This is a genomic window from Paenibacillus sp. NRS-1781 (assembly GCF_050467745.1).
GTDB classification, from domain to species: domain Bacteria; phylum Bacillota; class Bacilli; order Paenibacillales; family Paenibacillaceae; genus Paenibacillus; species Paenibacillus terrae_A.
In genome coordinates this window covers 1-25,879 of record NZ_JBITPI010000082.1, presented here as the reverse complement: position 1 = coordinate 25,879, position 25,879 = coordinate 1, and the positions used below count along the sequence as shown (strand labels likewise).

The 25,879-nt window shown below is 46.8% G+C and carries 23 protein-coding genes and 1 other annotated feature; of the genes, 3 read left to right on the top strand and 20 right to left on the bottom strand.

Annotated features, from left to right (window positions below; genetic code table 11):
- Nucleotides 1-16 precede the first annotated feature (16 nt).
- Together ACIFO6_RS23440 and ACIFO6_RS23435 are read left to right on the top strand one after the other, a co-directional pair.
- Entirely contained in the window at nucleotides 17-1,774 is a 1,758-nt protein-coding gene (locus ACIFO6_RS23440) for an ABC transporter ATP-binding protein (protein ID WP_430044381.1), read from the top strand.
- Nucleotides 1,774-3,966, top strand: coding sequence for an ABC transporter ATP-binding protein (locus ACIFO6_RS23435; RefSeq protein WP_430044380.1), 2,193 nt, complete (start codon nucleotides 1,774-1,776; stop codon nucleotides 3,964-3,966). Before ACIFO6_RS23440 ends, ACIFO6_RS23435 begins: the two co-directional genes overlap by 1 nt.
- A gap of 110 nt (nucleotides 3,967-4,076) precedes the next feature.
- Here ACIFO6_RS23435 and ACIFO6_RS23430 read toward each other — a convergent pair whose 3' ends face one another.
- From ACIFO6_RS23430 to ACIFO6_RS23420, 3 genes are all read right to left on the bottom strand, one after another.
- The gene (locus tag ACIFO6_RS23430; protein ID WP_430044378.1) at nucleotides 4,077-5,045 is read right to left on the bottom strand and encodes an S-layer homology domain-containing protein; all 969 of its coding nucleotides are present in this window, start codon (nucleotides 5,043-5,045) and stop codon (nucleotides 4,077-4,079) included.
- Nucleotides 5,046-5,150: 105 nt separating this feature from the next.
- The gene (gene argS / locus ACIFO6_RS23425) at nucleotides 5,151-6,875 is read right to left on the bottom strand and encodes an arginine--tRNA ligase (protein ID WP_430044377.1); all 1,725 of its coding nucleotides are present in this window, start codon (nucleotides 6,873-6,875) and stop codon (nucleotides 5,151-5,153) included.
- 60 nt (nucleotides 6,876-6,935) lie between these two features.
- Nucleotides 6,936-7,190 (bottom strand) — a binding site (T-box leader).
- A 78-nt stretch (nucleotides 7,191-7,268) separates the two neighbouring features.
- Nucleotides 7,269-7,598, bottom strand: a complete 330-nt coding sequence (locus ACIFO6_RS23420; protein ID WP_283655681.1) for a four-helix bundle copper-binding protein — start codon at nucleotides 7,596-7,598, stop codon at nucleotides 7,269-7,271.
- Nucleotides 7,599-7,859: 261 nt separating this feature from the next.
- Here ACIFO6_RS23420 and ACIFO6_RS23415 point away from each other — a divergent pair, with 261 nt between their 5' ends.
- Nucleotides 7,860-8,375 (top strand): MogA/MoaB family molybdenum cofactor biosynthesis protein, encoded by a 516-nt coding sequence (locus ACIFO6_RS23415; RefSeq protein WP_430044375.1) that lies wholly within the window; start codon nucleotides 7,860-7,862, stop codon nucleotides 8,373-8,375.
- 70 nt (nucleotides 8,376-8,445) lie between these two features.
- On the opposite strand, the gene ACIFO6_RS23410 is transcribed toward ACIFO6_RS23415, so the two are convergent.
- The 17 genes from ACIFO6_RS23410 to ACIFO6_RS23330 all read right to left on the bottom strand — a co-directional run bounded on the left by ACIFO6_RS23410 (nucleotide 8,446) and on the right by ACIFO6_RS23330 (nucleotide 25,718).
- Nucleotides 8,446-9,909 (bottom strand): nicotinate phosphoribosyltransferase, encoded by a 1,464-nt coding sequence (locus tag ACIFO6_RS23410; RefSeq protein ID WP_430044414.1) that lies wholly within the window; start codon nucleotides 9,907-9,909, stop codon nucleotides 8,446-8,448.
- Nucleotides 9,910-10,028: 119 nt separating this feature from the next.
- Nucleotides 10,029-10,595, bottom strand: a complete 567-nt coding sequence (locus tag ACIFO6_RS23405) for a cysteine hydrolase family protein (RefSeq protein WP_430044373.1) — start codon at nucleotides 10,593-10,595, stop codon at nucleotides 10,029-10,031.
- A gap of 67 nt (nucleotides 10,596-10,662) precedes the next feature.
- The gene (locus tag ACIFO6_RS23400; RefSeq protein WP_430044372.1) at nucleotides 10,663-11,451 is read right to left on the bottom strand and encodes an NUDIX domain-containing protein; all 789 of its coding nucleotides are present in this window, start codon (nucleotides 11,449-11,451) and stop codon (nucleotides 10,663-10,665) included.
- A gap of 65 nt (nucleotides 11,452-11,516) precedes the next feature.
- Nucleotides 11,517-11,939, bottom strand: coding sequence for a PaaI family thioesterase (locus ACIFO6_RS23395; protein ID WP_430044412.1), 423 nt, complete (start codon nucleotides 11,937-11,939; stop codon nucleotides 11,517-11,519).
- A 123-nt stretch (nucleotides 11,940-12,062) separates the two neighbouring features.
- On the bottom strand, nucleotides 12,063-12,515 hold the full coding sequence (locus ACIFO6_RS23390) for a RicAFT regulatory complex protein RicA family protein (protein WP_044644809.1): 453 nt from the start codon (nucleotides 12,513-12,515) through the stop codon (nucleotides 12,063-12,065).
- An 83-nt stretch (nucleotides 12,516-12,598) separates the two neighbouring features.
- A complete protein-coding gene (gene miaB / locus ACIFO6_RS23385; RefSeq protein ID WP_430044370.1) occupies nucleotides 12,599-14,152 on the bottom strand; it encodes a tRNA (N6-isopentenyl adenosine(37)-C2)-methylthiotransferase MiaB in 1,554 nt (517 codons plus the stop codon).
- Between the two features lie 295 nt (nucleotides 14,153-14,447).
- Entirely contained in the window at nucleotides 14,448-15,020 is a 573-nt protein-coding gene (gene pduL / locus ACIFO6_RS23380) for a phosphate propanoyltransferase (protein ID WP_013309962.1), read from the bottom strand.
- Between the two features lie 111 nt (nucleotides 15,021-15,131).
- On the bottom strand, nucleotides 15,132-16,235 hold the full coding sequence (locus tag ACIFO6_RS23375; RefSeq protein ID WP_430044368.1) for a low temperature requirement protein A: 1,104 nt from the start codon (nucleotides 16,233-16,235) through the stop codon (nucleotides 15,132-15,134).
- Nucleotides 16,236-16,489: 254 nt separating this feature from the next.
- On the bottom strand, nucleotides 16,490-17,503 hold the full coding sequence (locus ACIFO6_RS23370) for a dipeptidase (RefSeq protein ID WP_430044366.1): 1,014 nt from the start codon (nucleotides 17,501-17,503) through the stop codon (nucleotides 16,490-16,492).
- 126 nt (nucleotides 17,504-17,629) lie between these two features.
- Entirely contained in the window at nucleotides 17,630-17,890 is a 261-nt protein-coding gene (locus ACIFO6_RS23365; RefSeq protein WP_007430104.1) for a stage V sporulation protein S, read from the bottom strand.
- A gap of 130 nt (nucleotides 17,891-18,020) precedes the next feature.
- The gene (locus ACIFO6_RS23360) at nucleotides 18,021-18,815 is read right to left on the bottom strand and encodes a TIGR00282 family metallophosphoesterase (RefSeq protein ID WP_043922434.1); all 795 of its coding nucleotides are present in this window, start codon (nucleotides 18,813-18,815) and stop codon (nucleotides 18,021-18,023) included.
- Nucleotides 18,816-18,891: 76 nt separating this feature from the next.
- On the bottom strand, nucleotides 18,892-20,436 hold the full coding sequence (gene rny / locus ACIFO6_RS23355; RefSeq protein ID WP_430044410.1) for a ribonuclease Y: 1,545 nt from the start codon (nucleotides 20,434-20,436) through the stop codon (nucleotides 18,892-18,894).
- 377 nt (nucleotides 20,437-20,813) lie between these two features.
- Nucleotides 20,814-21,563: a regulatory protein RecX gene (locus ACIFO6_RS23350; protein ID WP_430044364.1), complete on the bottom strand. Its 750-nt coding sequence runs from the start codon at nucleotides 21,561-21,563 to the stop codon at nucleotides 20,814-20,816.
- Between the two features lie 195 nt (nucleotides 21,564-21,758).
- Nucleotides 21,759-22,820 (bottom strand): recombinase RecA, encoded by a 1,062-nt coding sequence (recA, locus tag ACIFO6_RS23345; RefSeq protein WP_430044408.1) that lies wholly within the window; start codon nucleotides 22,818-22,820, stop codon nucleotides 21,759-21,761.
- 246 nt (nucleotides 22,821-23,066) lie between these two features.
- Entirely contained in the window at nucleotides 23,067-24,335 is a 1,269-nt protein-coding gene (locus ACIFO6_RS23340; protein ID WP_430044362.1) for a competence/damage-inducible protein A, read from the bottom strand.
- A 95-nt stretch (nucleotides 24,336-24,430) separates the two neighbouring features.
- Nucleotides 24,431-25,018: a CDP-diacylglycerol--glycerol-3-phosphate 3-phosphatidyltransferase gene (gene pgsA / locus ACIFO6_RS23335; protein ID WP_430044360.1), complete on the bottom strand. Its 588-nt coding sequence runs from the start codon at nucleotides 25,016-25,018 to the stop codon at nucleotides 24,431-24,433.
- 208 nt (nucleotides 25,019-25,226) lie between these two features.
- Nucleotides 25,227-25,718: a YajQ family cyclic di-GMP-binding protein gene (locus tag ACIFO6_RS23330; RefSeq protein WP_430044357.1), complete on the bottom strand. Its 492-nt coding sequence runs from the start codon at nucleotides 25,716-25,718 to the stop codon at nucleotides 25,227-25,229.
- Between the last annotated feature and the right edge of the window lie 161 nt (nucleotides 25,719-25,879).

Sequence of the window (25,879 nt, the reverse complement as noted above, 5' to 3'; positions counted from 1 at the left end):
AAGGATGGGATTCCTCTTGTTTTCGGTACTCAAAAATTTAAGCTGGTTTTTTAAAAGAGAACGAAGCCGGTACTCGATTGGGCTGTTTATGCTGATCGCCGTTGGCGTTTTGGAGCTGGCTCCTCCTTGGCTGCTAGGCAACGCTATTGATGAGATCGTACGCGGTTCAATTTCATGGTCCTCGCTCTGGCGTTATATTTTTTTCATTTTTGGCATTATTGCCGTCATCTACTACATTACGTACATATGGATGCACAAGCTGTTTGGGGGTGCAAATCTGGTGGAGCGCCTGTTGCGCACACGCTTTATGAATCATCTGCTGCGGATGACACCTCCATTTTTTGAGCGCAATCGTACGGGTGACCTGATGGCTCGTGCTACGAACGACCTTCGCTCCGTCGCTAGTACTGCGGGCTTTGGCATGCTGACGCTAACGGACTCCACAGTTTACCTGAGCGTCGTGCTAGTCGCCATGGGTACCCTGATTAGCTGGAAGCTGACACTGGCGGCGGTCCTGCCGCTGCCATTCATCGCACTGGCAATGAGCATTTACGGCAAAGCCGTTCACGAGCGCTACACGCTGGCACAGGATGCATTTGGCGATATGAACGACCAGGTGCTGGAATCCGTGGCAGGTATCCGGGTTATCCGCGCCTATGTACAGGAACGGATGGATGAAAAACGGTTCGCCGATATTACCGATGACGTATTTCGCAAAAATCTAGCGGTCGCCCGAATGGACGCTCTCTTCGAACCAACGATCCGCTTATGCGTAGGGCTTAGCTATGTGATCGGACTTGGCTATGGTATTTATTTGGTATTTCATAACGATATTACACTGGGCGAGCTGGTATCCTTTAACATGTATCTGGGGATGATGATTTGGCCGATGTTTGCCATTGGCGAACTGATCAACATTATGCAGCGCGGTAGCGCTTCCCTCGATCGGGTGAACGAAACTCTCCATATGGAGCCGGACGTACAGAATGCAGCTCAGCCTGTAACGGTTAACCACCCCGAGTCCATTACGATGAAAGATGTTACCTTCCGCTATCCAACCTCATCTGTTGACAATCTGTTACATGTGAATTTGGAGCTGAAACGTGGGGAAACACTGGGTGTCGTCGGCCGAACAGGCAGCGGGAAATCCACCCTGCTCAAACAGCTACTGCATGAATACCCGACGGGCAGCGGTGACATTTTAATCTCTGGCACTCGGCTGGAGGACATTGCTGTTGAACAACTGCACAGCTGGATCGGCTACGTGCCACAGGAGCAAATTCTGTTTTCCAAATCAGTGCGTGAGAACATCCAGTTCGGTAAACCGCGTGCAGATGATGACGATATCATGGAAGCGATCCGTACCGCAGCCTTTGATCAGGATTTAGGCACCCTGTCCGATGGACTGGACACACTCGTCGGAGAAAAAGGCATAGCACTGTCCGGCGGGCAGAAGCAACGTGTTTCGCTGGCACGCGCCTTTATCGGCGATCCCGATATTCTGGTGCTAGACGATGCACTGTCCGCGGTTGATGCTCGAACAGAAGCACGTATTATTGACAATATCCGGCGTAAGCGCTCGGGTAAAACAACTCTGATCTCCACTCACCGTCTCTCGGCTGTAGAACATGCAGACCGGATCGTCGTGCTGGAGCAAGGACGCATTATTGAGGAAGGAACCCACAGCGAGCTGCTTCAGGCAGATGGATGGTACCGTCAACAGTATGAACGGCAGCAAGTGGAATCTGTTCTGACCTCAGGGGAGGTTTCCTAATGAAATCCAATATCGGCAAAAGACTATTCCAGTATGCCCTGACGAGCAAAGCTGGCTTTATCGCGGCACTCATCGCATTGACTATCGGGGTAGCCGCCGAGCTGGCCGGACCCTTCATCGCCAAAACGATGATCGACGACCATATGCTCGCTATTGAAAAACCATTTTACGAGACAACTAGCGTGGACAGCACCGTAAGCTATGCCGGAACCCATTTCAAGCGTGAAGACCGCTTTGAGACCGGGGAGGCCAAAGGGCGTGAAGCGAGGATTTTACAAGTCGGCAAATCCTTCGTATTTATTGATGGCTCGGTGCAGGTGGCTGACGGTAACCGCTCCTTTGCGAACGGCACGCTGACGGTGACACGCGGCTCCGGCACCTTTCGCTATGATGCCAAGGCTTTGACAGCCGATGAGCTGTATAGCTTTTACAAACCGGAAATGCCCGGTATCTTTCAACTGATTGGCTGGTATTGCTTCTTTCTGGTCATTTCGATCTTTGCCGAATTTGGCAAAACGTACTGGCTGCAATCCTCGGCCAACAAGGTCATTCAAAAGCTTCGGCTTGACCTCTACGCACACATTCAACGGTTGCCAGTTTACTTTTTTGACAATCTGCCCGCAGGTAAGGTCGTATCCCGTGTTACGAATGACACAGAAGCGGTAAAAGATTTATTCGTGGCCGTACTGTCGAACTTCACTTCAGGTATTGTCACGATGGCCGGTGTATATGTCGCACTCTTTTTGCTGGACTTCAGACTGGGTCTGATCTCTCTGTTCATTGTACCGCTGCTGATCTTGTGGATTGTGCTGTACCGCAAGGTCGCCACCCGCTTTAATACGATCATTCGGTCCCGGCTCAGTGAGATTAATGCGATTATCAATGAATCTATTCAAGGTATGTCCATTATTCGCGTGTTCCGGCACCAGAAACAAACGCAACATGAGTTTGAAGAACTGAACGATGATTATATGAAGCATCAGAATAAAATGCTGAATTTGAACGCCTTCACTTCACACAATCTGGTCAATGTGCTGAGAAATCTCGCCTTTGCCGTGGTGTTGTGGTATTTCGGAGCCGAGGCGCTTGGCACGACAGGCAGTGCTGTATCACTAGGCGTACTATACGCTTTCGTCGATGTACTGGGACGACTGTTCCAACCGATGACTGGTATGGTCAACCAGCTTGCGGTGCTGGATGCTTCCATCGTATCCTCGGGACGGGTATTTGAACTGATGGATGAAACTGGAGAACTGGTAACAGACGGCACGATGCCGCGTTACAAAGGTCTGGTGGAGTTTGACGACGTAACCTTTGCCTACAAAAAGGATGCTGTCCTTAAGCATATTTCCTTTACTGCACATCCCGGCCAAACGGTTGCTCTCGTCGGACATACCGGATCAGGCAAAAGCTCAATTATTAACCTGCTGTTCCGGTTTTATGATCCGCAAAAAGGAACGATCACCATTGACGGAACCTCTGTCAAGGACATTCCGAAGCAGTGGCTACGCCATCATATGGGAATCGTTCTTCAAGATCCATATTTGTTTACAGGTACAGTAGCCTCCAATGTCAGTCTGGGAGACAGCCGGATTACCAGAGAACAGGTGAACAAAGCACTGTGTGATGTCGGGGCTGACAAACTGTTGGCCCACTTGCCGCAAGGCTTTGACGAGCCAGTGATCGAAAAAGGAAGTACTTTATCAGCCGGGCAGCGTCAGCTCATTTCCTTCGCCCGCGCGTTGGCCTTTGATCCGGCTATTCTGATTCTCGATGAAGCTACCGCCAATATTGATACCGAAACTGAGGCGCTTATCCAATCTGCGCTGGAGGTGCTCAAGAAGGGACGTACTACCTTCATCATTGCTCACCGCCTGTCGACCATCCGCAGTGCGGACCAAATTCTGGTACTGCATCGGGGTGAGATTGTCGAGCGAGGCAACCATGACGAGCTTATGGCTCAGGGTGGTCGCTACTTCCAGATGTATCAGCTCCAGTCAGGAACGGCGGGAACAGATACAAATGCATCCTCTAGTGCATCGTCGGAACAAGAAGCTTTACTTGCAGAGCAAACTGCTGTACCAGCAGGAGCTGCCACTTCTGGAAAAGCCGGTACCCGAGCAGGTACCAGCTCCTTGCAGAAACCGGGCACAGGTCAAAACGAACCCGGCTTGGCTGGCGGAAGCGCATAAAGTAAGCACACAAAGCATGCATAAAAAAACAGCAAGTCTCCGGATCAATACAAAGGAGGCTTGCTGTTTTGCTATTTCTAAATAGTTGTTTCGTGTGTACGCTACAAGTATTATTGGGCTACCGAGGTGCCTGATCCTGTAGGAGGAAACACAGTTCCCTCTACCGCCTTAATCGTAACTTTATACTTGCTGTCCACCAGTGTACTTGTATGGGTATCCGTAATGACCTGGATATTCATTTCCCCCGGCTTTGGACTTGTAAATTTATAGTAAATTACTGCATTGGCGTCATCTACGTAGTCGATATGATCCACTTCAATGCCGTAACCGGGATTGGGTGCCTGCAAACGGGTTAATGTTACCTTGTTCTGCTGGTCATTCACCTTCTCTACACTCATACTAATCCCATTTTGCTGGCCCGGATCTGAAGGCTCAGCCGGATTTTCTGGAGTGGATTCAATCGGTTTATGATTTTGCACAAATTCGGATGCATGATAGACCATCTCTGCTGCCTCCATTCGGGTTACTTTACGTTCCGGATTAAAGTTGCTCTTTTCATCTAATTTAGCAATTTTGGTCAACAGCAGGAACTGAACCGCTTCGCTTGAATCTTGGTCCAGCTTCTTGCCATCCGCCACATTAATGTACATGCGTACTGTTGGATATTCTCCGGTTGCACTAACCGCTTTGTACAGTATATTCGCGAATTGTTCTCTTGTCATCTGAGTGCTTGGATCAATATCCGGTGATAACGGAATTTGGTGTTGAGCCGCAATCCGGTAAGACTTGGCATACCATGCCGAAGACGGAATATTTGCGAATGAACCCGTCGTGAAATCCGGCATAACCTGAAGATCCATCGCATTAACGACCATATGCACCCCTTGTGCATACGTAAGTGATTGATCAGGCGCAAACTTATCCTTCGTGATGCCCTGAATAATACCTTTGTTCTGAAGCGAACTTACAATCTTCTGCTGCTCTGTTCCTTTTATATCACGAAATGCCGAAGCTGACGTAGCCACTGCCAACGAACAGATCACCAGCAAAGCTGCTGTCACGCTTTTTTTTTTTTTCATGAGATGCACCTCCATATTTACTATGTTTCTTCTATACTTATCGACGCAATACTATCAACAAATGTTTCAGATACTCAGAAATTGATTGTAAAAGGGTATATTGGGCTACATCCGACAGGGTGCTTTCAGGCCAAGAAGATGCAGCGTATGTGCCAAAATATCAGCAGTTTGTTCAGCCAACTGAATGCGCCACGCCCCACCATCGACAATCCGTTCCTTGGCGTAAAAGCGGTTGAACGCCTGCGCCGTATCCAGCGCAAACCTCGCGATAACCGAAGGTTCCAGTTGTCGAGCCGCACGTACCAGTTGTCCCTGATAACGAACCAGTTGCTTAAGCAGAGCCCAGCCTGCATCCCCCAGCATTTCAGCCAGTGCATAGGTTGGATCAGGTGCATGACCGTCCCTTGTAGGAACGTCGATACCAGAACCAACCACCGTTCCAGCACCAGCATGCGCTTTTTCCAAAAGACTGCGTATACGTGCATATGTGTATTGTACATAAGGCCCTGTCTCACCTTCAAAGGTTAATGCATCCTCCAGTGAGAAATCCACTTCGTTCAGGCGGTTATTTTTTAAGTCACCAAAAATGATCGCCCCGATGCCGACGTCCTCGGCTATTTCCTGTTGATCCTGTAAATCGGGATTCTTCTGAGTGATGATAGTTAGAGCGCGGGCCACCGCTTCATCCAGCACCTCCTCCAGCTTCACGACCTTGCCGCGTCTTGTGGACATTTTTTTACCTGCAAAACGCATCAGACCAAACGGTACGTGCTCACACTGCTCCGCCCACGTCTCCCCTGCACGCTTTAGCACCTCAAACACCTGCCGGAAATGCAACTGCTGCTCTCCACCTACCACGTACAGCAACCGATCAGCTTTCATCACCTCATGACGGTAGATCGCCGTAGCCAAGTCACGTGTCGGATAGATGGTAGTCCCATCCTTTTTCAAAATCAGACAAGGCGGCAGCCCTTCATCCTCCAGACGCACCACAAGCGCACCGTCACTTTCTTCCAGCAAACCTTTCGTCTTTAATTGTTCAACAACCGCCTGCATTTTATTATTGTAAAAGCTCTCTCCCAGTACATGGTCGAATGTAATGTTCAGACGCTGGTACATGCGATCAAATTCTCGCAGGCTGACTTCAACAAAAAACTCCCATAGCCGCTGAGCCTCAGTATCTCCATGCTCCAGACGACGGAACCATTCTCGACCTTCGTCCTCCAAAGACGGGTCATGCTCGGCTTCCTCATGAAAACGCACATACAGCTTAAGTGACTCTCCAATCGGATCTTGCTGTAGCTGCCCCTCATTTCCCCATCTTTTATAAGCCGCAATTTGCTTACCAAACTGTGTTCCCCAATCCCCCAAATGATTCACACTAACTGGAACATACCCCGTTTCCCCGAGAATGCGGTACAGTGCAGCACCGATGACAGTAGAACGAAGATGGCCGATACCAAACGGTTTGGCAATATTGGGCGAAGACATATCAATCACTACCCGCTGTCCGTGTCCGAGATCTGGCTTGAAAAATTCGGGTTTGCTCAATTCAGCCAGCATCAGTGGAATATGAATGGAACGCCCCAGTGTTATATTGACATAGGCTCCTGATGCCGAAGCAGTCAGTCCTTCCTTACGGGTTATGGCCTCCGCCAGTTCCAACGCAATTTGCTGCGGAGCCTTCCTAAACTTTTTAGCCAGCAAAAAACAGGGAAACGCTACATCCCCCCATTCCGGTTGTGGCGGTACCTCCAATAAAGAGGAAATCTCCTTTTCCTCCAAGCCCGTATGGGCAGAAATAGCCTGAGTAGCGATCGATAACAGCATGGCTTTCTCTCCTTTTTTTCATTAGAATCTAACAAAAAAAGCTCCCGCCTCTTGAATTATTCAAGAGACGAGAACTTCAATATCCCCGCGGTACCACTCTTCGTAAATCGGATTGTGCAATGAACTATGCATAATCGCCGATTTCACTCCAATGACAAATAACGGTGTCTGCCGGGCTGAACTACTAACGGAACTCCGTGTTGGAACAACCGTCTCCCGGGTGCGCTTCACGTTGGGCCTCATACCGGCTTCCACCTTTTCCGGCTCGCTGTAATGATATGGCTCCCCTGCTACTCTCCCGTTCCAAGACGTTAATTCCCATCATTATACAAACCTATCCTGTAGAAAGCAATGTTTTATTTTCTGTTCAGGCGCTGGCTCGATTATATGTAATTACACAGCCACCATTTGGCGGCATGCCTGAACACAACGGCGGCAGGCTGCTGCACATTGCTTGCAATGCTCATGAGCGTGCTTACCGCATTCAGCAGCACATACTTCACAGGCTTTGGCACACAGCTCACAAATTTGCTCGGCAAATTCCGTTCCGCGTTCCAACATTTGAGCAGCAAACCCGCATATTTCTGCACATTCCCGGCTCACTCGAATACACTCGCGCAGCATAGCCAAATCATATTCCTTCAAGCTCGCCACGTAACAGACGTTGCAAGCGTTCATACATTCCAGGCAAGCATCCACGCATTGTTGGTATGAATGTTTCATAATACATTACCTCCCTGTTGTTGACCCTGCTGTATTATTACCCGTCGACAATTGAGATTAATCAACCGTTGTTCACGCTTTCAACTTGACCAAACAAAAAATCCCGGCTTATGTAAGGAAGTGTACTATATTCCATCCCATCCGTGCAAGGGGATAAATCACACAACTCCCTAATGCCTGCTCCTGACTTGCACACCGACAATCATTCCTCTATTGTAAAAAGAGTATGTCTAACCATAGATCGAGGAGTGAGCATTGCAAATGAATATATCTTCTGTAGAGGAGCATCGACGGGAGGCCCCACAGCAGGTTAGCTGCATGGTTGTAACCGTCTCCGACACCCGCACCGTGGAAACAGATACCGGAGGACGTCTACTGGTGGATCTGTTGGAAACGAACGGCTATCAGGTGGCCCGATATGTTATCGTCAAAGACGACTATGATGGCATCCGGCAACTGGTATCCGAAGCAGCGGAACGCGATGACATTGAGGCTGTTCTTCTGACAGGCGGCACCGGTATTTCCCCGCGTGATACAACGTATGAAGCCGTATCCTCTCTGCTGGATAAGGAACTGCCCGGATTTGGGGAAATCATCCGTTATTTAAGCTTTGCCGAGGATATTGGTTCTGCAGCGATATTGAGTCGTGCTGTAGCTGGCACTGTCGACCGGACAGCCGTGTTTTCTATGCCAGGCTCACGTGGAGCCGTCCGTTTGGCGATGGAGCGCATTATTATACCTGAGCTGCGGCATGTCATGAGGGAAATTTACAAATAACACACAGATTTTCCTCTTATGCTCTGAAACACAAAGAGGCACCCCATTATTTGCAGGGTGCCTCTTAAAACTATTCCTTTTCTTCCACTTCTGGCTGCATATAGCTGTCGATCAGCTTTTGTTTCAGCCCCCATACCTTTTCACTGAGATTTACACGGTAAATTTCCGGGTTCATTTTCCGCAAATATTCCGGCCAAAACAGTTGCAGCTGGGAAGTATGGTATGCGCGAATTTCATCCAGCCCGGGAAGTTCATACACTTTCTGCCCATTTACGAAAATAGGCTCCAGCATCGGAACTGCCTCGTAATTTTCCACATACTTCTTCATATACGGATGCAACGGGTTAAAGAGTTTCAGCCGCTTTCCATTGCGCGGACGGTCTTCGTCTGGAAAAGAAATATAATCGGCGACAGCTCTCCCTTTCTTCTTATCTATAATACGATATACATCCTTCTTACCCGGTGTGGATACCTTTTCTGGATTGCCTGAAATTTTAATCGTCGGCAGCATTTCGCCTTCTACTTCCCGTTCGACCAGCTTGTAAACCCCGCCCAATGAAGGTTGATCCGAAGCTGTAATGAGTTGCGTCCCCACACCCCATACATCGATACACGCGCCTTGGGCCTTTAAGTTGAAAATTGTATTTTCATCCAAATCATTGGAGGCTACAATTTGTACGTAATCCAGCCCTTCAGCATCCAGCATTTCCCGAGCCTGAATGGATAAATAAGCCAAGTCGCCACTATCCAGCCGGATCGAATTCATCCGTTTACCCTGACTCTCCAGCATCTTCGCTGTTCGAATCGCATGGGGAACGCCACTCTCCAGCGTATCAAAGGTATCCACCAGCAGTGTGACCTGATCCGGTAAAACCTTCGCATACACGTCAAAAGCCTCCTGCTCGCTCATAAAGGTCTGCACCCAGGAATGAGCATGTGTTCCCTTGGTCGGAATACCAAAGTGCTCACCTGCCAGCATATTAGAAGTTGCGTCAAAGCCCGCTACATAAGCTGCCCGTGCTCCCCAAATCGCCGCATCTGCTTCCTGCGCCCGCCGTGTGCCAAATTCCAGCAGCGTATCTCCGCTTGCAACCTGCTTGATGCGCGACGCCTTCGTCGCAATCAGCGTTTGGTAGTTCATAAAATTCAACAACGCTGTCTCAACCAGCTGTGTTTCCATAATCGTTCCTTCGACGCGTACCAGAGGCTCATTCGGGAAAACAAGTGCCCCTTCTTTCATCGAATGAACGGTTCCGCCAAACCTAAACTGGCGCAATGCCTCCAGAAACATAGGATCATACTTCTCCTCTTGCTCTGAAAGGTAACGGATATCCTCTTCTGTAAAGCGCAGATTTGCAATATAATTCACAATGCGTTCCAGACCTGCAAACACCGCATATCCGTTGCCAAAAGGCAGCTTGCGAAAATATGCCTCAAACACAGCTTTGCGTTTGTGACTTCCGTTCACCCAATGGGCGTACATCATATTAATCTGATATTTATCTGTATGTAATGCGAGGCTCGTTGACTGCATCGTAATCATCCTCTCTGACTGTCCCCGGTTTTGCAACGGCGTAACGCCTTGTCCATCCATATTCAGCAATATCCGACTCCATTCTGTTATCGGATATAGATACACAATCGTTAAGTAATTTACTTCTTCTGGCGTAAAATCGTATCCTCAGCCGACCAAACGGCGGCTCCGAGACTTCCCTGAAAATGACCCAAAGCCCAATCATGTCCAGCCTGATTAAAGCTCGCCACAGCGTCCTTGTACACCGTAATCGCAAATCCTTTGTTATAAGCGTCTACAGCCGTATGCAGTACACATATATCCGTACACACACCGATCAAATGAACTTCCGTAATACCACGTTCACGCAGCCTGAGCTCCAGATCCGTGCCAGCGAAGGCGCTGTATCGTGTTTTATCCATCCAATAGATGGAATCACTCTGTGTGGCATAGAGGTTATGGAGCTTGCCATACAAATCTCGTCCCCCGGTTTCACGAATATTATGTGGAGGAAACAGCTTGCTTTCCGGGTGATAAAGATCATCTTCTTCATGCAGGTCCACTGCCATTACGACAAATTCCCCTTGATCCACATACGCCTGCGTAATGGCTGCCATCCGTTCATCCAGTTCTATTGCTGGTGCTCCAACAGGTAGACTGCCATCCACAAAATCATTCGTGTAATCAATAACAATCAATGCCTTCATCGTTCAGTCAGCTCCTTCATCCTCAAATTGGGGAGTATGCATTCTTTACGTGACCTACTAACATACATTAGGTGTAGATAGACAATCGCGGCACCCTGTCACTAAAACGATAAAGCTGTGCCGGTCTCTGTGAATACTGGTTGGAGCTGAGCGGTTTGCCATTCTCGTCCCGTACCTCTTCCAATATTCCCTGTCTGCTACGAGTCGACGTTATTTTGCGAATAAAGTTCGGTTCTTCAAAATCCGGTACGACACTTTGAATGACCTGATACAGCTCGCCCAATGTAAAATGCTGAGGCAAAAACTGCTTGGCTATCGTCGTCTGGAGCATTTGCAACTGGATCTTCCGGTAGGCGTCCACAATAATGTCCCGATGGTCAAACGCCAGCTCTAATTCCTCCAGCGCTTCACGGATCGTGAACAGCCCAACCTCGGAAGCATCATCCGCCGCTTGCCGCTGCTCCAGCATCCATTCCTCTACCAGTGCAAAAAATGCATGCGATATAATCCACCCACGCGGATCGCGCCCAGGTCCACTATACACACCTAGATACTCCAGATGACCGCCATCCACGCCGGTTTCCTCTAACAGCTCGCGCTTGGCAGCTCCGTAAATGGATTCATCTTCCTGACAAAAGCCCCCAGGCAACGCCCAACGTCCAGCAAACGGCCAACTACGACGCTTGATAAGCATTACCTTCAGCTCACGGATTGGCAACGTCTTTGTCACCGTCTTGCGCTCCCGCTTGGTTAAGGTGAACATGACGATATCTGCTGGAGCACCATCGGGGGTGCGGTATTTCTTAATGTTATATGACGCTTTCTGCGTCTCTTCGTTTATACGTTCGTTATCCATTGGCATCACCACATTATATCATTTTGATAAATTCATTATGACATAATAAAAACTTTTGTCAAGAGTTAGGCATTACCCAATTGATCTGACTGTTTACGAAAGACTCGGAATGTCGCTGTAGCTATGCAGCCGAGTATCCCTTCACTATCCTTTACTTCCGCCTCAGTCGTTATGGTACGCCCCCCTTGATGGAGAATTCGTGCCTTAACCTCCAATCGCCCTTGTTTCATCGCAGACAGAAAATGAACGTTCAGATTCGTCGTCACACATAATTCCATATTGCGTGAAACCATACTAACCATCCCCATCGCCTGATCCATCAATGTTGTGAGTACGCCACCGTGAACAATACCCACCACGTTGGTATGCTGTGGTCCAGCTTGTAAAGCGATATGTACCTCTTTTGCATCAGCTTCGATCAATTCACAGCCCAAATACTCCCAAAATGTATTTACTTCACCCTCTACCAAACTACGCAAAATATCCATTCCCTTGTTTTCATCCTTTCTATGATACCCCATTTCCTCTTGAGGTCCGATACAATATGTTATGATTACAAGTTGCTCCTGAAAAAAAGGCGTGGAAGCTGAGCCTCCACACCATACATTATTCTAGTCACTGCAATTGGAGGAGGAAGTGCTTTTTCCCTCTTCCACATTCACCTTTTCGGCAACCGTATCACGAATCGCCATGATAACCATTTGCAGAAGCTCGTTAATTTCCACCTGACTTTGCTGAAACTCCGTTACAATCGGAATGCCGTCAAGTTCTTCCTGAAGCTCCTGAAGCTCAGCCTCTATTTTGGCAATCATGGTTTGATTCTTCAAGGATTCGAAGGCCACAATTTCCTTTTGCTTTTTCTTCATTGCTGCAATCAGTTGCTGGATGCGCTGATGATCACGGATTTTATCCTCTGCTTTACGAAATACCTGTACTTCCTCACTGTTGCCCAAAATACCCGCCAACTCTTGGGCTTTCGCCAATATCATATCGCGATTGACCAAATGATCATGCTGGCGCGCCGCCGGTTGATGCTCTGACTGTTGCAACCGCTCCTCTGTCACTGTCCATCGCTCCTTTTCTCACTTATACAGTCGTACATGCAATTCATATTTGATCCACATGCAAACCTTGCTGTGCTACTTTGTTAACCGTTGACCGCCACGGCAGTTTGAACCAAATCACCCTTGATGTAAAAGGTCATAGGCTCCGTAATTTTCACCTGCACAAAGGTCCCGATCAGATCCTTGGAGCCTTCAAAATGCACCAGCTTATTGGAACGGGTCCGACCGGCAAGCACTTCACTGTTATTTTTGCTCTCGCCTTCTACCAGCACTTCAACCACCTCGCCACGCAGTCTACCGTTAAAACGAAGGCTGTTTTGGTTCACCACATTGTTCAGACGCTGTAGACGCTCTTTTTTGACCGACATAGGAACATTGTCTTCCATGGACGCGGCTGGTGTACCTTCACGTGGCGAATAAATAAAGGTGTAGGCAAAGTCGTAGCCGACCTCGCGCACGAGAGAAATGGTATCTTCAAACTGTTCGTCCGTTTCGCCCGGAAAACCTACGATAATATCCGTTGTCAGCGAAGCATGCGGAACAGCCGCTTTGATCTTCGCCGCCAGCTCCAGAACGCGCTCACGTGTATATTTTCGGTTCATTTTCTTCAATATATCCGTATTGCCGGATTGAACAGGCAGATGGATATGCTCCACCAAATTGCCGCCCTTACCGAGCACTTCAACCAAATGGTCATCAAAATCACGCGGATGTGATGTTGTAAAACGTACACGTGGGATATTAATCTTACGCATATCGTCCATCAGATCCCCGAATCTGTAATTCATATCCTTTAAATCCTTGCCATAGGCGTTGACATTCTGACCCAGCAAAGTAATTTCCTTAAAGCCCTGACGTGCCAAATCCCGTACCTCAGCAATAACATCCTCGGGACGACGACTTCTTTCCTTACCGCGTGTGAATGGAACAATGCAATAGGTGCAAAATTTATCGCAGCCGTACATAATGTTCACCCAAGCCCGCATACCCTCACGCTTCTTAGGCAGGTTCTCGATAATGTCGCCTTCCTTGGACCACACCTCGACCACCATTTCTTTGCTGAAGAGTGCTTCCTTGACGAGCTGCGGCAGGCGGTGGATATTATGGGTACCAAAAATCATGTCGACAAAACCGTGCTTTTGCAAAATCCGGTTGACGACACTCTCTTCCTGCGACATACAACCACATACGCCGAGCAGCATACCTGGCTTCTCTGTTTTGAGATGCTTGAGGTGACCCAGCTCACCAAATACTTTGTCCTCCGCATTTTCACGGATCGCACATGTATTCAGCAAAATGATGTCCGCTTCCTTACGATCCTCTGTCGCCTGATAACCCATTTGCTCCAGCAATCCTTTAATCGTTTCGGAATCATGCTCGTTCATCTGGCAACCGAATGTGTACACGATGTAATGCTTTCCCTCACCGATATGCTTCAGCTCATCCGGAACTGCATTATCGTACAGTACCTGTACATCCTCTTTACCGCGTTGCTTTTCTTTTCTATGATTCGGCTCCGCCATAATATTGATTTCACGTCCGCGAATGCGGATCTTCTTGCTATGCTCATCCTGAGAAATGATCTTTGCATCCGAGAAATCAAAATATTTGGAGTAATCTTTCGTTTCCTTGTCCATTCCTTTGGTCACTCCTTACACCATCTATTTCACGCCAATTACGCTTTTACTGTATCTTTGCATATGGATAGATCTCTTTTAAGCCCGTAAAAACTCCTTTGAAAAACGCATTACACTAAATTATAGCATGATTTATAAGCCATCGCCATATATCCCCGTGAACGCATAATGGGTACGCTGAGAATCTAATGTCCATATTTTTATGGATGACCATTTTGAGAATCCTTAGTATGTAAAAAAGCCCGACTCTTTAGCAAGAATCAGACCCTTTGCCTTTCGGCATTATATACGTATATTAGTCTACGATTTCAGCGTTGTCACCGTTTTTCACGCCGGCTCCGTTCGCTTCATCTGTATCAATGTGCATATCCAAAGCAAAAGAATCGGACACACGCGCAAGAACATTTTCGAATACAAGACCACGTTCGCCGCCGACACGTACTTTAAGCAACTGCTTGTCCTTAATGTCCCATTTCGCTGCATCAGACGTATGGAAATGAATATGACGGGCAGCTACGATTACGCCCTCTTGCAGTTCCACTTCTCCAGCTGGTCCTTTTACTGTGATTCCTGGTGTTCCGTCAATGCTGCCAGATTCGCGTACAGGCGCTTTTACACCGATAGCAAAGGAATCTGTGCGAGAGATTTCAAGCTGGGAAGCCGGACGAGCTGGTCCCAAAATACGAACCTTATCAAATTGGCCCTTAGAACCAATTACGGCTACCGTTTCATTTGCAGCAAATTGTCCTGGCTGGGATAATGGTTTAAATTCCGTCAGTTGATATCCTGCTCCGAACAAAATTTCAATATGCTCTTGAGTCAGGTGAATATGGCGTGCGGAAACGCCGACAGGTACGATTTTACTCATCGTATGGTCACTCCTTTTCTCTATACAATACTTTACACATCTATGCTATTATACGCCTACTTTGCCAAGAAAGAAAAGGAAAGCGGGACAAAGTTCCGTTTTTCGCCCTATTCAGCCTTTAATATCGTGAACTGTCATTTTAGCGAACAGAATAAAGAACAGCATGATTTCAGCTACGATGAGATGAGAGGGAACAACAATAAATATGTTAAGAATAAACAAGACACAGAGGACCCCAGTTAAGAAAAAAATGACTCTAAGACTTGGTTTAAGATGACTTAATCTGTAGCGATGGAATACCAGCAAAACCGACAAAAAGTAAATAAGTACAGAAGCAAAGGTAAAGCAAAGTACAAAGATATAAGCTACTTGTCCCAAAAACAAGAGCTGTATCGAAGCTGCTAGCATGCTAAGTGAAAGATAAATAAACAAATGACCATACATAATCGTCTGCCCTGCTGTTTGTTTTGATTTATCTACGTGCTTCTCCATATTCTCAAAATATTGCCACCAGATTGCGATGACTAATACAAAAGCCAAGGCAGCAAATACAACGGAAGAGACTGTGAAATGATCAGATTGTAAAACAGAAAGCATACTGATTACCGATTCGCCAAGCAGGATTAAGGTGAATTGTGCAAAGCGCTCTAATAGATGCTCCGTATGGATAGGTGTGATCACCAATTTTTTACGACCCATCAAAGGAACCAGGATATCAACAGCAATGCCGACATATAAAATCAAATATCGAACCCAGGATTCAAAAAAGAGGGAGAAACTGGAGATGACTATTCCGATCCAAAAATAGGTACCGAAAAAACGAGCTGTTTCCTGTTTATGACCCGTTTCTTTGGGTGCCGATAGTAAATATTGAACGGCAGTCAAGCCTCTTAAACCAATATAGCCAACAAAAAAAGATACATAATACGCGTCAAAATCTATATTCAGGCTGGCGGTCATAATTAACACGAAAAACAATTGCAGGATCATAAAGATTCGATGCGTCATACTGTCTTGACCAAAACGGTTGTTGTAGACCGTTTGCCCCACCCAAGCCCACCATATCGGAATAAAAATCAAAATAAACTTTGCCAGATGCTCCAAAGAAATACTACCATGTTCAACGTGTAGTAAAACATGAGTGGCCTTGGAGACAGCGGCTACAAACAATAAGTCATAGAAGAGTTCAAGCCAGGTAACCTTTTTTATCAACATTATGTAATGGAGCTCCCCTCTGACAAGGCGGTACAGCATGGTGACTCGTCAGGCTCATCCCAAGGTATGTCATATTTCAGCAAGCGTTGTTTTAGCACCATGCAATACTAGGATGCTCCAATTATTTCGTAATATAACTCACATTGTCAAGGGTATTAAGCAACCAAATGTATATTACATATAGACAAATAATCCATTTTTATCTATATGTACTCTTGATTAAAGCTACTGAGGGTATTATGAAATTGATTCATTTAAGAAGGCATTTTGGAAGGCAGATTTGTTTGTAAATATTCCAGCGCATGTCCTCCCAGCCACCCCTTGACCAGCTCCTCAGAATAATGCTTCAGCAGCAGTTCTGCAAAACCCGGATATTTCCCCGGATGCTCCAGCCCTTGCACATGATACTCAATACCGTCAAAATCAGATCCGAACATCAAATGACGTTCGCCGCCTAGTGAACAAATATGTTCAATGTGTGGCAACAAATCCTCAGCGGTCACCGTACCCTGCTCTTTGAGAAACATTGTGACGAAAGTCAAACCAATCTGTCCGTTACGCGCGATCAACGCACGAATCTGTTCATCCCGAAGATTACGTGTGTGAGGACATACAGCGAAGGCGTTGGAGTGCGAAGCAATCGGCGGTTGAGCTGCCTCCTCCAGCACCTCCCAGAAGCCTTGTACAGACAAATGCGATACATCCAGTAGCAAACCTAATTCATTACAGCGCTTGACCAACTCATGCCCCTTGCGAGTCAGTCCGCCACCCCTCTGCTCCATAATGCCGTCAGCAGCCCAATTTGCATAATTCCACGTCAACCCGATCAATCGGATTCCCAAGGCATAGCACAGTTCAGCATAAAACGGATTTCCTTCCAGCGCTTCCACTCCCTCCAGCGATAGCAGAGCCCACGGTGATCCTTGATGTTGTTTTATTTCATTTCCTTCCGGATGTCCCACTGATGTATCCTTACGTTCTTCCAAGTCTTCCCTCCACAATAGCGGCTTCAACCCGACAGATGGGGATATTATATGCTGTCTGAACAGTTCAACCTGACGAATTATATGCTCAAATCTTGGCGTACCCAGCACCTGGGAAATATATATAGCGAATGTCTGCAAGTTCACATGGCCTTCTAACAAACGCTCTCTTGTAACATCAAGCGAGGGATGACTGAAATCCACCTGCGGGTTAAGCTGCATCTTACACAACACATCACAATGCAAATCGGCAACCGACCATTTCGTGTGTGGTTTACTGTTCATGCATCTTACCTCCATTCATAGATTACAGCGTGATGAAGTTATCTTACAATCTATGTAATAAAGGGCGACTTCCATGCAAAAAAGCCCGTTTACACCATCGTAAACAGGCTCAACAACTAACATTTATTATCTTGGCTCTACAATCAGCTTGATTGCAGTCCGGTCTTCTCCGTCAATAACAATATCCGTAAAAGCAGGAATACAAATCAAATCCACTCCGCTTGGTGCGACAAATCCCCGGGCAATGGCTACAGCTTTAATGGCTTGGTTCAGTGCACCCGCTCCAATCGCCTGCAATTCGGCATTTCCGCGTTCACGCAGTACTCCTGCGAGTGCGCCTGCAACTGAATTAGGATTGGATTTTGCTGATACTTTTAATACATCCATAGTAAGTACCTCCCCTGGGAATGATGATGGTTTGATTCCACTATTAGATGTTATTCGAGGGTCAGCAAAAAATTCCTGCTTTTTGGTGACAGTTTTTCTTATTCTTTCCTTAAGCAGTTTTCAAAAAAGGTTAATCCATCCGCCATTCATCTTCTTTGAGTCTAATTTTCTGAATTTTACGTGCCATACCGTCGTTGTCATTCAACTCTACGCTAACTGCGTGAAAATGCCATTTTCCGTTGTCCGGTTGAAAACGTACCGGAAGCTGAGTCTGAAACTTCTGCAACACGGCGTCTCTCTGCATGCCAAGTACTCCTTCATAGGGACCTACCATGCCTACATCTGTCTGGTACGCAGTTCCTTGCGGTAAAATCGTATCATCGTTGCTCTGCACATGGGTGTGTGTACCAACAACAATTGAAGCACGGCCATCTAGATGCCAACCCATAGCGATTTTTTCCGACGTCGCTTCCGCATGAAAATCAACCAAAATGTGCTTATGCTTCTTGCGCAATTCATCTACGATCTCATCTGCTGCGCGGAACGGGCAATCAATGGGTGGCAGAAAGGTTCTGCCCTGCAAGTTAACGATCGCCAGCTCCTTGCCTCCACCTTTCACCACGGTGTAGCCTCGCCCCGGCGTTCCTGGCGGAAAGTTTGCCGGACGTATGATACGCGGCTCATCATCTATAAAATCAAATATATCCTTATTGTCCCATGTATGATTACCCATAGTAATACCATGTACGCCCCAATCAAAAAATTCTCTCGCGATGGCTGGAGTAATACCTCTTCCTGAAGCTGAATTTTCCCCGTTCACGATAATGATATGCGGGTTGTATTTTGATTTTAGCGAAGGGAGATTTTCCCTTAATGCCTTTCTGCCTACACTACCGAAAATATCTCCAATAAATAGTACGTTGATAGAAAACCCTCCCTGGTATGCCTTACATAATGAAAAGTGGCCCTACAAACAGCGGCCACTTTTCGTTAAATTGCTTTTATTTTGCGTATTCTACCGCGCGGGTCTCGCGAATGACGGTAACCTTGATATGCCCTGGATAATCCAGTTCATTTTCAATCGTTTTCGTTATATCACGAGCCAGTCGGAATGCTTCCGCATCATCAATTTTCTCTGGCTGCACCATGACGCGAACTTCGCGTCCAGCTTGAATGGCGTACGATTTTTCCACGCCTTCAAAAGACTCGGAAATGCGTTCCAGCTTCTCAAGACGACGGATGTACGTCTCCAGTGTTTCACGCCGCGCTCCCGGTCTTGCTGCCGACAGGGCATCTGCCGCCCCAACCAGCATAGCAATCACTGAAGTCGCTTCGCAGTCGCCGTGATGTGAAGCAATACTGTTGATGACGACCGGGTGTTCCTTGTACTTCTTCGCCAGTTCCACGCCAATTTCAACGTGTGATCCTTCCACTTCGTGATCCAGCGCCTTCCCGATGTCATGCAGCAACCCTGCTCGTCTTGCCAGTGTAATGTCCTCGCCCAGTTCTCCGGCCATCAGACCTGTCAAGTATGCAACTTCCATCGAGTGCTTCAATACGTTCTGTCCGTAGCTTGTACGGAACTTGAGACGTCCCAGGATCTTGATTAAATCTGGATGCAGGCTATGCACACCCACCTCGAAGGTGGCCTGTTCGCCATACTCGCGGATTCGTTCATCCACTTCTTTACGAGATTTTTCCACCATTTCTTCAATACGAGCCGGATGTATCCGTCCGTCCGCTACGAGCTTCTCAAGCGCAGTACGCGCAATCTCTCTGCGAATCGGATCAAATCCGGACAAAATAACTGCTTCCGGCGTATCATCAATAATGAGGTCAATTCCCGTAAGGGTTTCAAGCGCACGGATATTACGGCCTTCACGTCCGATAATCCGGCCTTTCATTTCTTCGTTCGGCAACGTGACCACGGAAACCGTCGTTTCCGCCACATGGTCCGCCGCACAGCGTTGGATGGCCAGTGTGATGATTTCACGAGACTTTTTGTCCGCTTCCTCTTTGGCCTGTTGCTCAATTTCCTTAATCATCTGAGCGGTTTCATGACGAACTTCCTGTTCTACGTTGGACAGAATAATACCTCTCGCATCTTCCGTCGTCAGATTGGAAATACGCTCCAGCTCAGTTACCTGACTCTTGTAAATCAAATCAATCTGCTGCTGGGTTTCATCGATTCGTTTCTCTTTGTTGGCCACTTGTTCTTCTTTACGTTCCAGCGATTCCAATTTTTTATCCAGCGATTCTTCTTTTTGCAGCAATCTTCGTTCCTGTCGTTGAATTTCATTCCGACGCTCACGAGTTTCTTTTTCAGCTTCGGCACGGATGCGGTGAATTTCATCTTTCGCTTCCAATACCGTTTCCTTCTTCAGTGCTTCTGCCTCTTTTTTCGCGTTCTCCACGATTTGCGCGGCAGCTTCTTCCGCACTGGAGATTTTAGCTTCTGCAATAGATTTGCGAATAAAATAACCAATCCCGAACCCAAAGAATAACGCGGCTACAGCAACGAGAACGAACCAGATCGCAGTCATCATCATACTGTTCACCTCCTCGTTGGTTCCTCCAAGGCATTCCTTGGGACTTTTTGCAATTGTCACATTAGCTTTGATCGTCAAACTAAGATAACGGCATGCGGCCGTTTCATTTCATATGCACATGCTTTCACATGTACAATTCCGCTTGGCATAGCGGCATCACTTGTTATTTGGCGATGAGAACGTACCCGTGGACTCCACTTTTTTGGAAGGAAAAAGGGTGTTCCACAAGCATCGTTTCATATATATTTTATTATTTGACAAATGGCATTGTCAAGGGAATGCAAACTTTAGTAGATTACCATGTGGCTTTCCATGTGATAACCAGCTTATCCTATTCGCTTATTCCAGCTAATGGATGCCCGGCTGTTTAACAGCTATTCATCCCACAGCGATAATTCCTCGTCATCGGAAGCCCCGTCTTGCTCGGCCATCGTAAGATGATTGACTACGCGGCGTGTCATTTCCCCCGAATATCCGCGTCTCATGAGAAAGGGGTACGTTTTCCGTTTCTTCTCCATTATATCTCCACGCACCTGATTCCATTTTTTGCGTCCGACTATCAAAGCGCTCTCCCATTCCTCTTGATCGCTGACCTCACCTAAAGCTTCCCCGATAGAGGCTTTAGAGATGCCCTTTTGACGCAGTTCCTGTCTTACCCACATCTTCCCCTTCCGCTGGCTCGTTACGCGCTGCCTTGCCCACTGACGAGCGTACAGATCGTCATCCACAAGTTGCTCCCGCTCCAAACGGTTCAATACTTCATCAATAACAGCTTGACCCATTTCCTTTTGCGTCAAACGCTGCTCAATCTCCTTACGTGTACGTGGCTTTCGTCCCAAATAACGAAGCGCGTGCACGTATGCCTGTTGCTTTTCGTCCGCCAGAACGATTTCTTCCAGTTCCTTTTTGACGAAAGTCGTCCCTTTGAACATATTGTACTTGATCATTACATCTTCCAGTACAGACAATGAATACAGGCCAAAATGAATCGTGTATCTTCCGCGTTTCCTCCCCTGCCCCTGTTCCACCCTCGTAACCATCAATTCCTCATGATCAGGAAAAAGGGAAATTCCTTGCTGCTCATTTTCCTTCGAAGTGTGTTCACCTTCAGCTTCCAATTGCAATGTGTTTCCCCCACTTTGATATACACGAAAGCAAGCTGAGAACGCCCGCCACGCTAAAGTAAAATGTAGCTGACACCGCAGGCCACATTCGATGCAAAAATGCCCTGCACAACTGTGCAGGGCATCAGAATCATGCTATTCAAACGGCTGTGTCATACCCCTGGCTCCAGTTCACAAACCAGGATTCACCAAGATTTACTCGAGCTCCAGCAATTCCTGTTCTTCCTTGGCTTGCTGTGCCAATTCTTCTTCTGTCGGCGGAGCTACCGTCGCAATCAAATTGCTGGCCACCCGAATTTTTTGTTCGATCGTACTAGCAATGTTCGGATTTTCCTTCAAAAATTGCTTCGCATTTTCACGTCCCTGACCTAGTCGTTCACCTTCATAGGAATACCAGGCTCCGCTCTTATCGACAATGTCATACTCCGTACCAATGTCGATCAAACTGCCTTCCTTGGAGATACCTTCACCGTACATAATATCCACTTCCGCCTGACGGAAAGGAGGTGCGACTTTGTTCTTCACCACTTTAATACGTGTGCGGTTACCTACAATGTCATTACCACTTTTCAAGCTTTCAATGCGGCGAACATCCAAACGAACTGTAGAATAAAATTTCAGAGCTCGTCCACCTGGTGTCGTCTCAGGGTTACCAAACATAACACCTATTTTTTCACGTAATTGGTTAATAAAGATAGCAATGGTATTCGACTTGTTAATAGCACCGGACAGCTTACGCAATGCCTGCGACATTAAACGGGCTTGAAGACCAACATGGGAATCTCCCATTTCACCTTCAATCTCCGCTTTTGGCACAAGTGCCGCTACAGAGTCAACAACAACAATGTCTACCGCTCCACTACGTACAAGCGCTTCGGCAATCTCAAGTGCTTGCTCTCCTGTATCTGGCTGCGATAGCAACAACTCATCAATATTGACACCCAACTTGCTAGCATACGACGGATCAAGCGCATGCTCGGCGTCGATAAAAGCGGCTTGTCCGCCTGCTTTTTGTACCTCTGCTATAGCGTGAAGAGCTACTGTTGTTTTACCAGATGATTCTGGTCCATATACTTCAATAATTCGGCCTCTCGGGAAGCCACCCGTTCCTAACGCAATATCCAAAGCAATCGAACCACTGGGAATTGTTTCCACTTGCATGTGGGTGGACTCACCCAACTTCATAATGGAACCTTTACCGAATTGCTTTTCTATTTGACGGAGCGCCATATCCAGCGCAGCACGACGATCTGACAATAAACTCACATCCTTCGTTGTTTGTACTTTAATAATACCTTGTTTTGACACGCTTGCCAAGCATTTTTTCGAACATACATTCGTTTTTTTGTTTACGCAGTTCTCTTCTATACTTCCATCTGTCTCTTAAATCAAAAAAGAACCGCAGGCAAAAAGGCTTTTGCAACGGTTCTTCCGATAGTATGATTATATCATTAATCGTTTACCTAAAACAACTCTATGAAAACTCGTGTCGGATACAGATCATTAAGAGAGCTTCTCATTTTCCACCAGTCTGCGCCATAATCTGTACAGGATTGCTTTAACAGACCGCAGACGAATCGTTTCACGGTTCCCACTCAGCTTCAGCTCGTATACCTCAGTCTCCTTATCACGCTCAGCAATACCGATATAAACCAGACCAACCGGCTTCTGCTCAGAATATCCGGGTCCAGCTACACCTGTAACCGAGAGTCCGAAATCAGTGTTCATGACCAATCTTGCCTGTTCAGAAAGCACAAGGGCTACTTCCTCGCTTACTGCGCCGGGCGCATTGTCCCCCTCCAAATAATCATGAGGCACGTTGAGCAGCTTTTTCTTCAATTCATTGGAATAACACACGATACCGCCCTGAAACATAACTGAGCTGCCCGGAACGGAAGTGATGTGCTCCATCAGCATTCCACCTGTGCAGCTTTCTGCCGCGCTGACAGTCAGTCCGCGATTGGACATCAAATCCACAATAACCTTCTCCAGCGTGACGTCCTCGCTCGCATACATGTATTCCGAAAGGCGCCGCTGAATTTCTGCTTCTGTAGCCCCTAGCTTGACCAATGCCTCGCTCTCGTTGGCCGCCTTGGTGGATATACGGATTGTGACCTCTCCCTCCTTGGCATAAGGAGCAATGGTCGGGTCTGTCTGTGATTTGATCAGATCCAATAAGCGGGTTTCGAGAGCTGACTCGCCGATTCCTGCAAACTTTAGCATTTTCGAATAAATCGGCAGTTCCTCACCACTCAGTGCTTGCTGGAGCAACCAAGGTTTCGCCTGATTCTTAAACATCGGTTTGAGTTCCTTCGGCGGTCCAGGCAAAACCACATAATATTTACCATCCTGTGCAATCGCATCGCCAACAGCCAGACCTGTCTCATTTTCAAGAGGGGTAGCCCCTTCAATGGAAAGCGCCTGACGCCGATTATTTTCGGTCATTTCCACCCCGCGATTACGGAAAAACTGTTCCAGCTTATCCATAGCGAGACGGTCTATATGCAATTTACGCCCCAGCACAGCGGCGATTGCATCTTTCGTCAAATCATCCTGAGTCGGTCCCAAACCGCCCGAGAACAAAATAATATCCGCACGCTTCTGAGCCAGACGCACCGCTTCCTGAAGTCGATCCATGTTATCGCCAACAACCGTCTGAAAATATACATCAATCCCAATCGTAGCCAACTCTTGCGACAAATATTGGGCATTTGTGTTCACAATTTGTCCGAGCAATAATTCAGTTCCTACTGCGATGATTTCAGCTTTCATCGTTTCTGCCTCCTGTAGAGCGAATGTTGTGGGAATTATGCAAAGAAACAGCAATAAGCAAACTCCCTATCGCTGTTCCCATGAAACTTATCCTATTAGACCTTGGAGGAGCGGAGTAAATGACTGTTCTTTACAAAATAGTCAATTCCCGAGTAAATAGTAATAAACGCAGCCGCCCATATCGTTATTAAATCAAACGGAATACCCAGAAAGACAAACGGAAAATTATTAATGAGCAACGCTACAATGGCAACAATCTGGATAATGGTCTTTAATTTGCCCCAGTTGCTTGCAGCGACCACAGAGCCATCCAATAAAGCAATTTGACGCAGACCAGTAACCGCAAACTCACGGCTAACAATGACAACAACAATCCACGAATCAATCTTGCCCATTTCCACCAAAGAAACCAAAATAGCAGTTACCAGAAGCTTATCCGCAAGAGGGTCCAGTAATTTCCCCAAGTTGGTGACCATGTTATTTTTACGGGCCAAGTATCCGTCAAGACCATCCGTGCTGGCGGCTACGAGGAAAATGATAGCCGCCATCAACTGATTATACGGCAGCTCGAAAGCTCCGATCTCAATCGGCGGCGGATAGAAACCAAAATCCACCAGCAAGGCCAGCATCATCACCGGGATGAGGCAAATCCGCGTTATTGTAATTCTGTTGGGTAAATTCACAACACACTCTCCCCTGATTATCGTACTTGATTAAAAATGGCAGTTTTCGGATTGAATTCAATCCTATGTAAATCGTTTTGACTACCGCTATACACCTGATCATCTGCATTTTCGTTACAAGTATAATATGGTGCAAAACGCATGTCAAAATAACCTGCCGCGCATCAAGCATCATTTATTCTTACAATATGCATGAGGGAAAACGGCTTTATTTCATATTCGTAAATTGAAGTTCCAATGGTAAATCAGCTTTGCGCAATAACTGAATGACTGCTTGTAAATCATCCTTGTTTTTTCCGGTCACGCGGATCTGATCGCCTTGAATCTGACTTTTCACTTTCAGCTTGGAGTCCCGGATAAGAATGTTAATTTTTTTGGCATTATCCTGATCAATCCCCTGCTTGAGTGTAAGACGCTGGCGTACTGAACCCAAAGAAGCTGGCTCCAGCTTCCCGTACTCCACGTTTTTAAGGGATATACCGCGCTTGGCCATTTTAGATTGCAAAATATCAATTACCGCATTGAGCTTGTATTCGTCTTCCGATGCAATTGTAAGTGCTTCCTTTTCAAGCTTAAGGCTGCTTTTGCTCCCCTTAAAATCAAATCTTGTTTCAATTTCACGCTCCGTCTGATGAACCGCATTGGTCAATTCCTGCATATCCATTTTGGAGACGATATCAAATGAATTTTCTGAAGCCATCGTTTCACTTTCCTTTCCACAACAAAGTTCAATAACTAATTATAGGCTAGTCATTTACAAAAATCCAATAATCCTATCACTAAAAAGACGCCCTTGCCATTTAATGACAAAAACGCCTTTATTTTATTCCACGGTCAACATATCTATATAAGTTGAACTAA

Bases quoted from the DNA above. Each gene is read 5' to 3' on its own strand.
- ACIFO6_RS23330 (WP_430044357.1), bottom strand. From the start codon at position 25,718: ATGGCTTCAGAAAATTCATTTGATATCGTCTCCAAAATGGATATGCAG.
- ACIFO6_RS23430 (WP_430044378.1), bottom strand. From the start codon at position 5,045: ATGAAAAAAAAAAAAAGCGTGACAGCAGCTTTGCTGGTGATCTGTTCG.
- ACIFO6_RS23415 (WP_430044375.1), top strand. From the start codon at position 7,860: ATGAATATATCTTCTGTAGAGGAGCATCGACGGGAGGCCCCACAGCAG.
- ACIFO6_RS23410 (WP_430044414.1), bottom strand. From the start codon at position 9,909: ATGCAGTCAACGAGCCTCGCATTACATACAGATAAATATCAGATTAAT.
- rny (WP_430044410.1), bottom strand. From the start codon at position 20,436: ATGATGACTGCGATCTGGTTCGTTCTCGTTGCTGTAGCCGCGTTATTC.
- ACIFO6_RS23365 (WP_007430104.1), bottom strand. From the start codon at position 17,890: ATGGATGTATTAAAAGTATCAGCAAAATCCAATCCTAATTCAGTTGCA.
- ACIFO6_RS23435 (WP_430044380.1), top strand. From the start codon at position 1,774: ATGAAATCCAATATCGGCAAAAGACTATTCCAGTATGCCCTGACGAGC.
- ACIFO6_RS23420 (WP_283655681.1), bottom strand. From the start codon at position 7,598: ATGAAACATTCATACCAACAATGCGTGGATGCTTGCCTGGAATGTATG.
- ACIFO6_RS23370 (WP_430044366.1), bottom strand. From the start codon at position 17,503: ATGAACAGTAAACCACACACGAAATGGTCGGTTGCCGATTTGCATTGT.
- ACIFO6_RS23395 (WP_430044412.1), bottom strand. From the start codon at position 11,939: ATGGATATTTTGCGTAGTTTGGTAGAGGGTGAAGTAAATACATTTTGG.
- miaB (WP_430044370.1), bottom strand. From the start codon at position 14,152: ATGGACAAGGAAACGAAAGATTACTCCAAATATTTTGATTTCTCGGAT.
- pduL (WP_013309962.1), bottom strand. From the start codon at position 15,020: ATGAGTAAAATCGTACCTGTCGGCGTTTCCGCACGCCATATTCACCTG.
- ACIFO6_RS23400 (WP_430044372.1), bottom strand. From the start codon at position 11,451: ATGGATAACGAACGTATAAACGAAGAGACGCAGAAAGCGTCATATAAC.
- argS (WP_430044377.1), bottom strand. From the start codon at position 6,875: ATGCTGTTATCGATCGCTACTCAGGCTATTTCTGCCCATACGGGCTTG.
- ACIFO6_RS23405 (WP_430044373.1), bottom strand. From the start codon at position 10,595: ATGAAGGCATTGATTGTTATTGATTACACGAATGATTTTGTGGATGGC.
- ACIFO6_RS23375 (WP_430044368.1), bottom strand. From the start codon at position 16,235: ATGTTGATAAAAAAGGTTACCTGGCTTGAACTCTTCTATGACTTATTG.
- ACIFO6_RS23340 (WP_430044362.1), bottom strand. From the start codon at position 24,335: ATGAAAGCTGAAATCATCGCAGTAGGAACTGAATTATTGCTCGGACAA.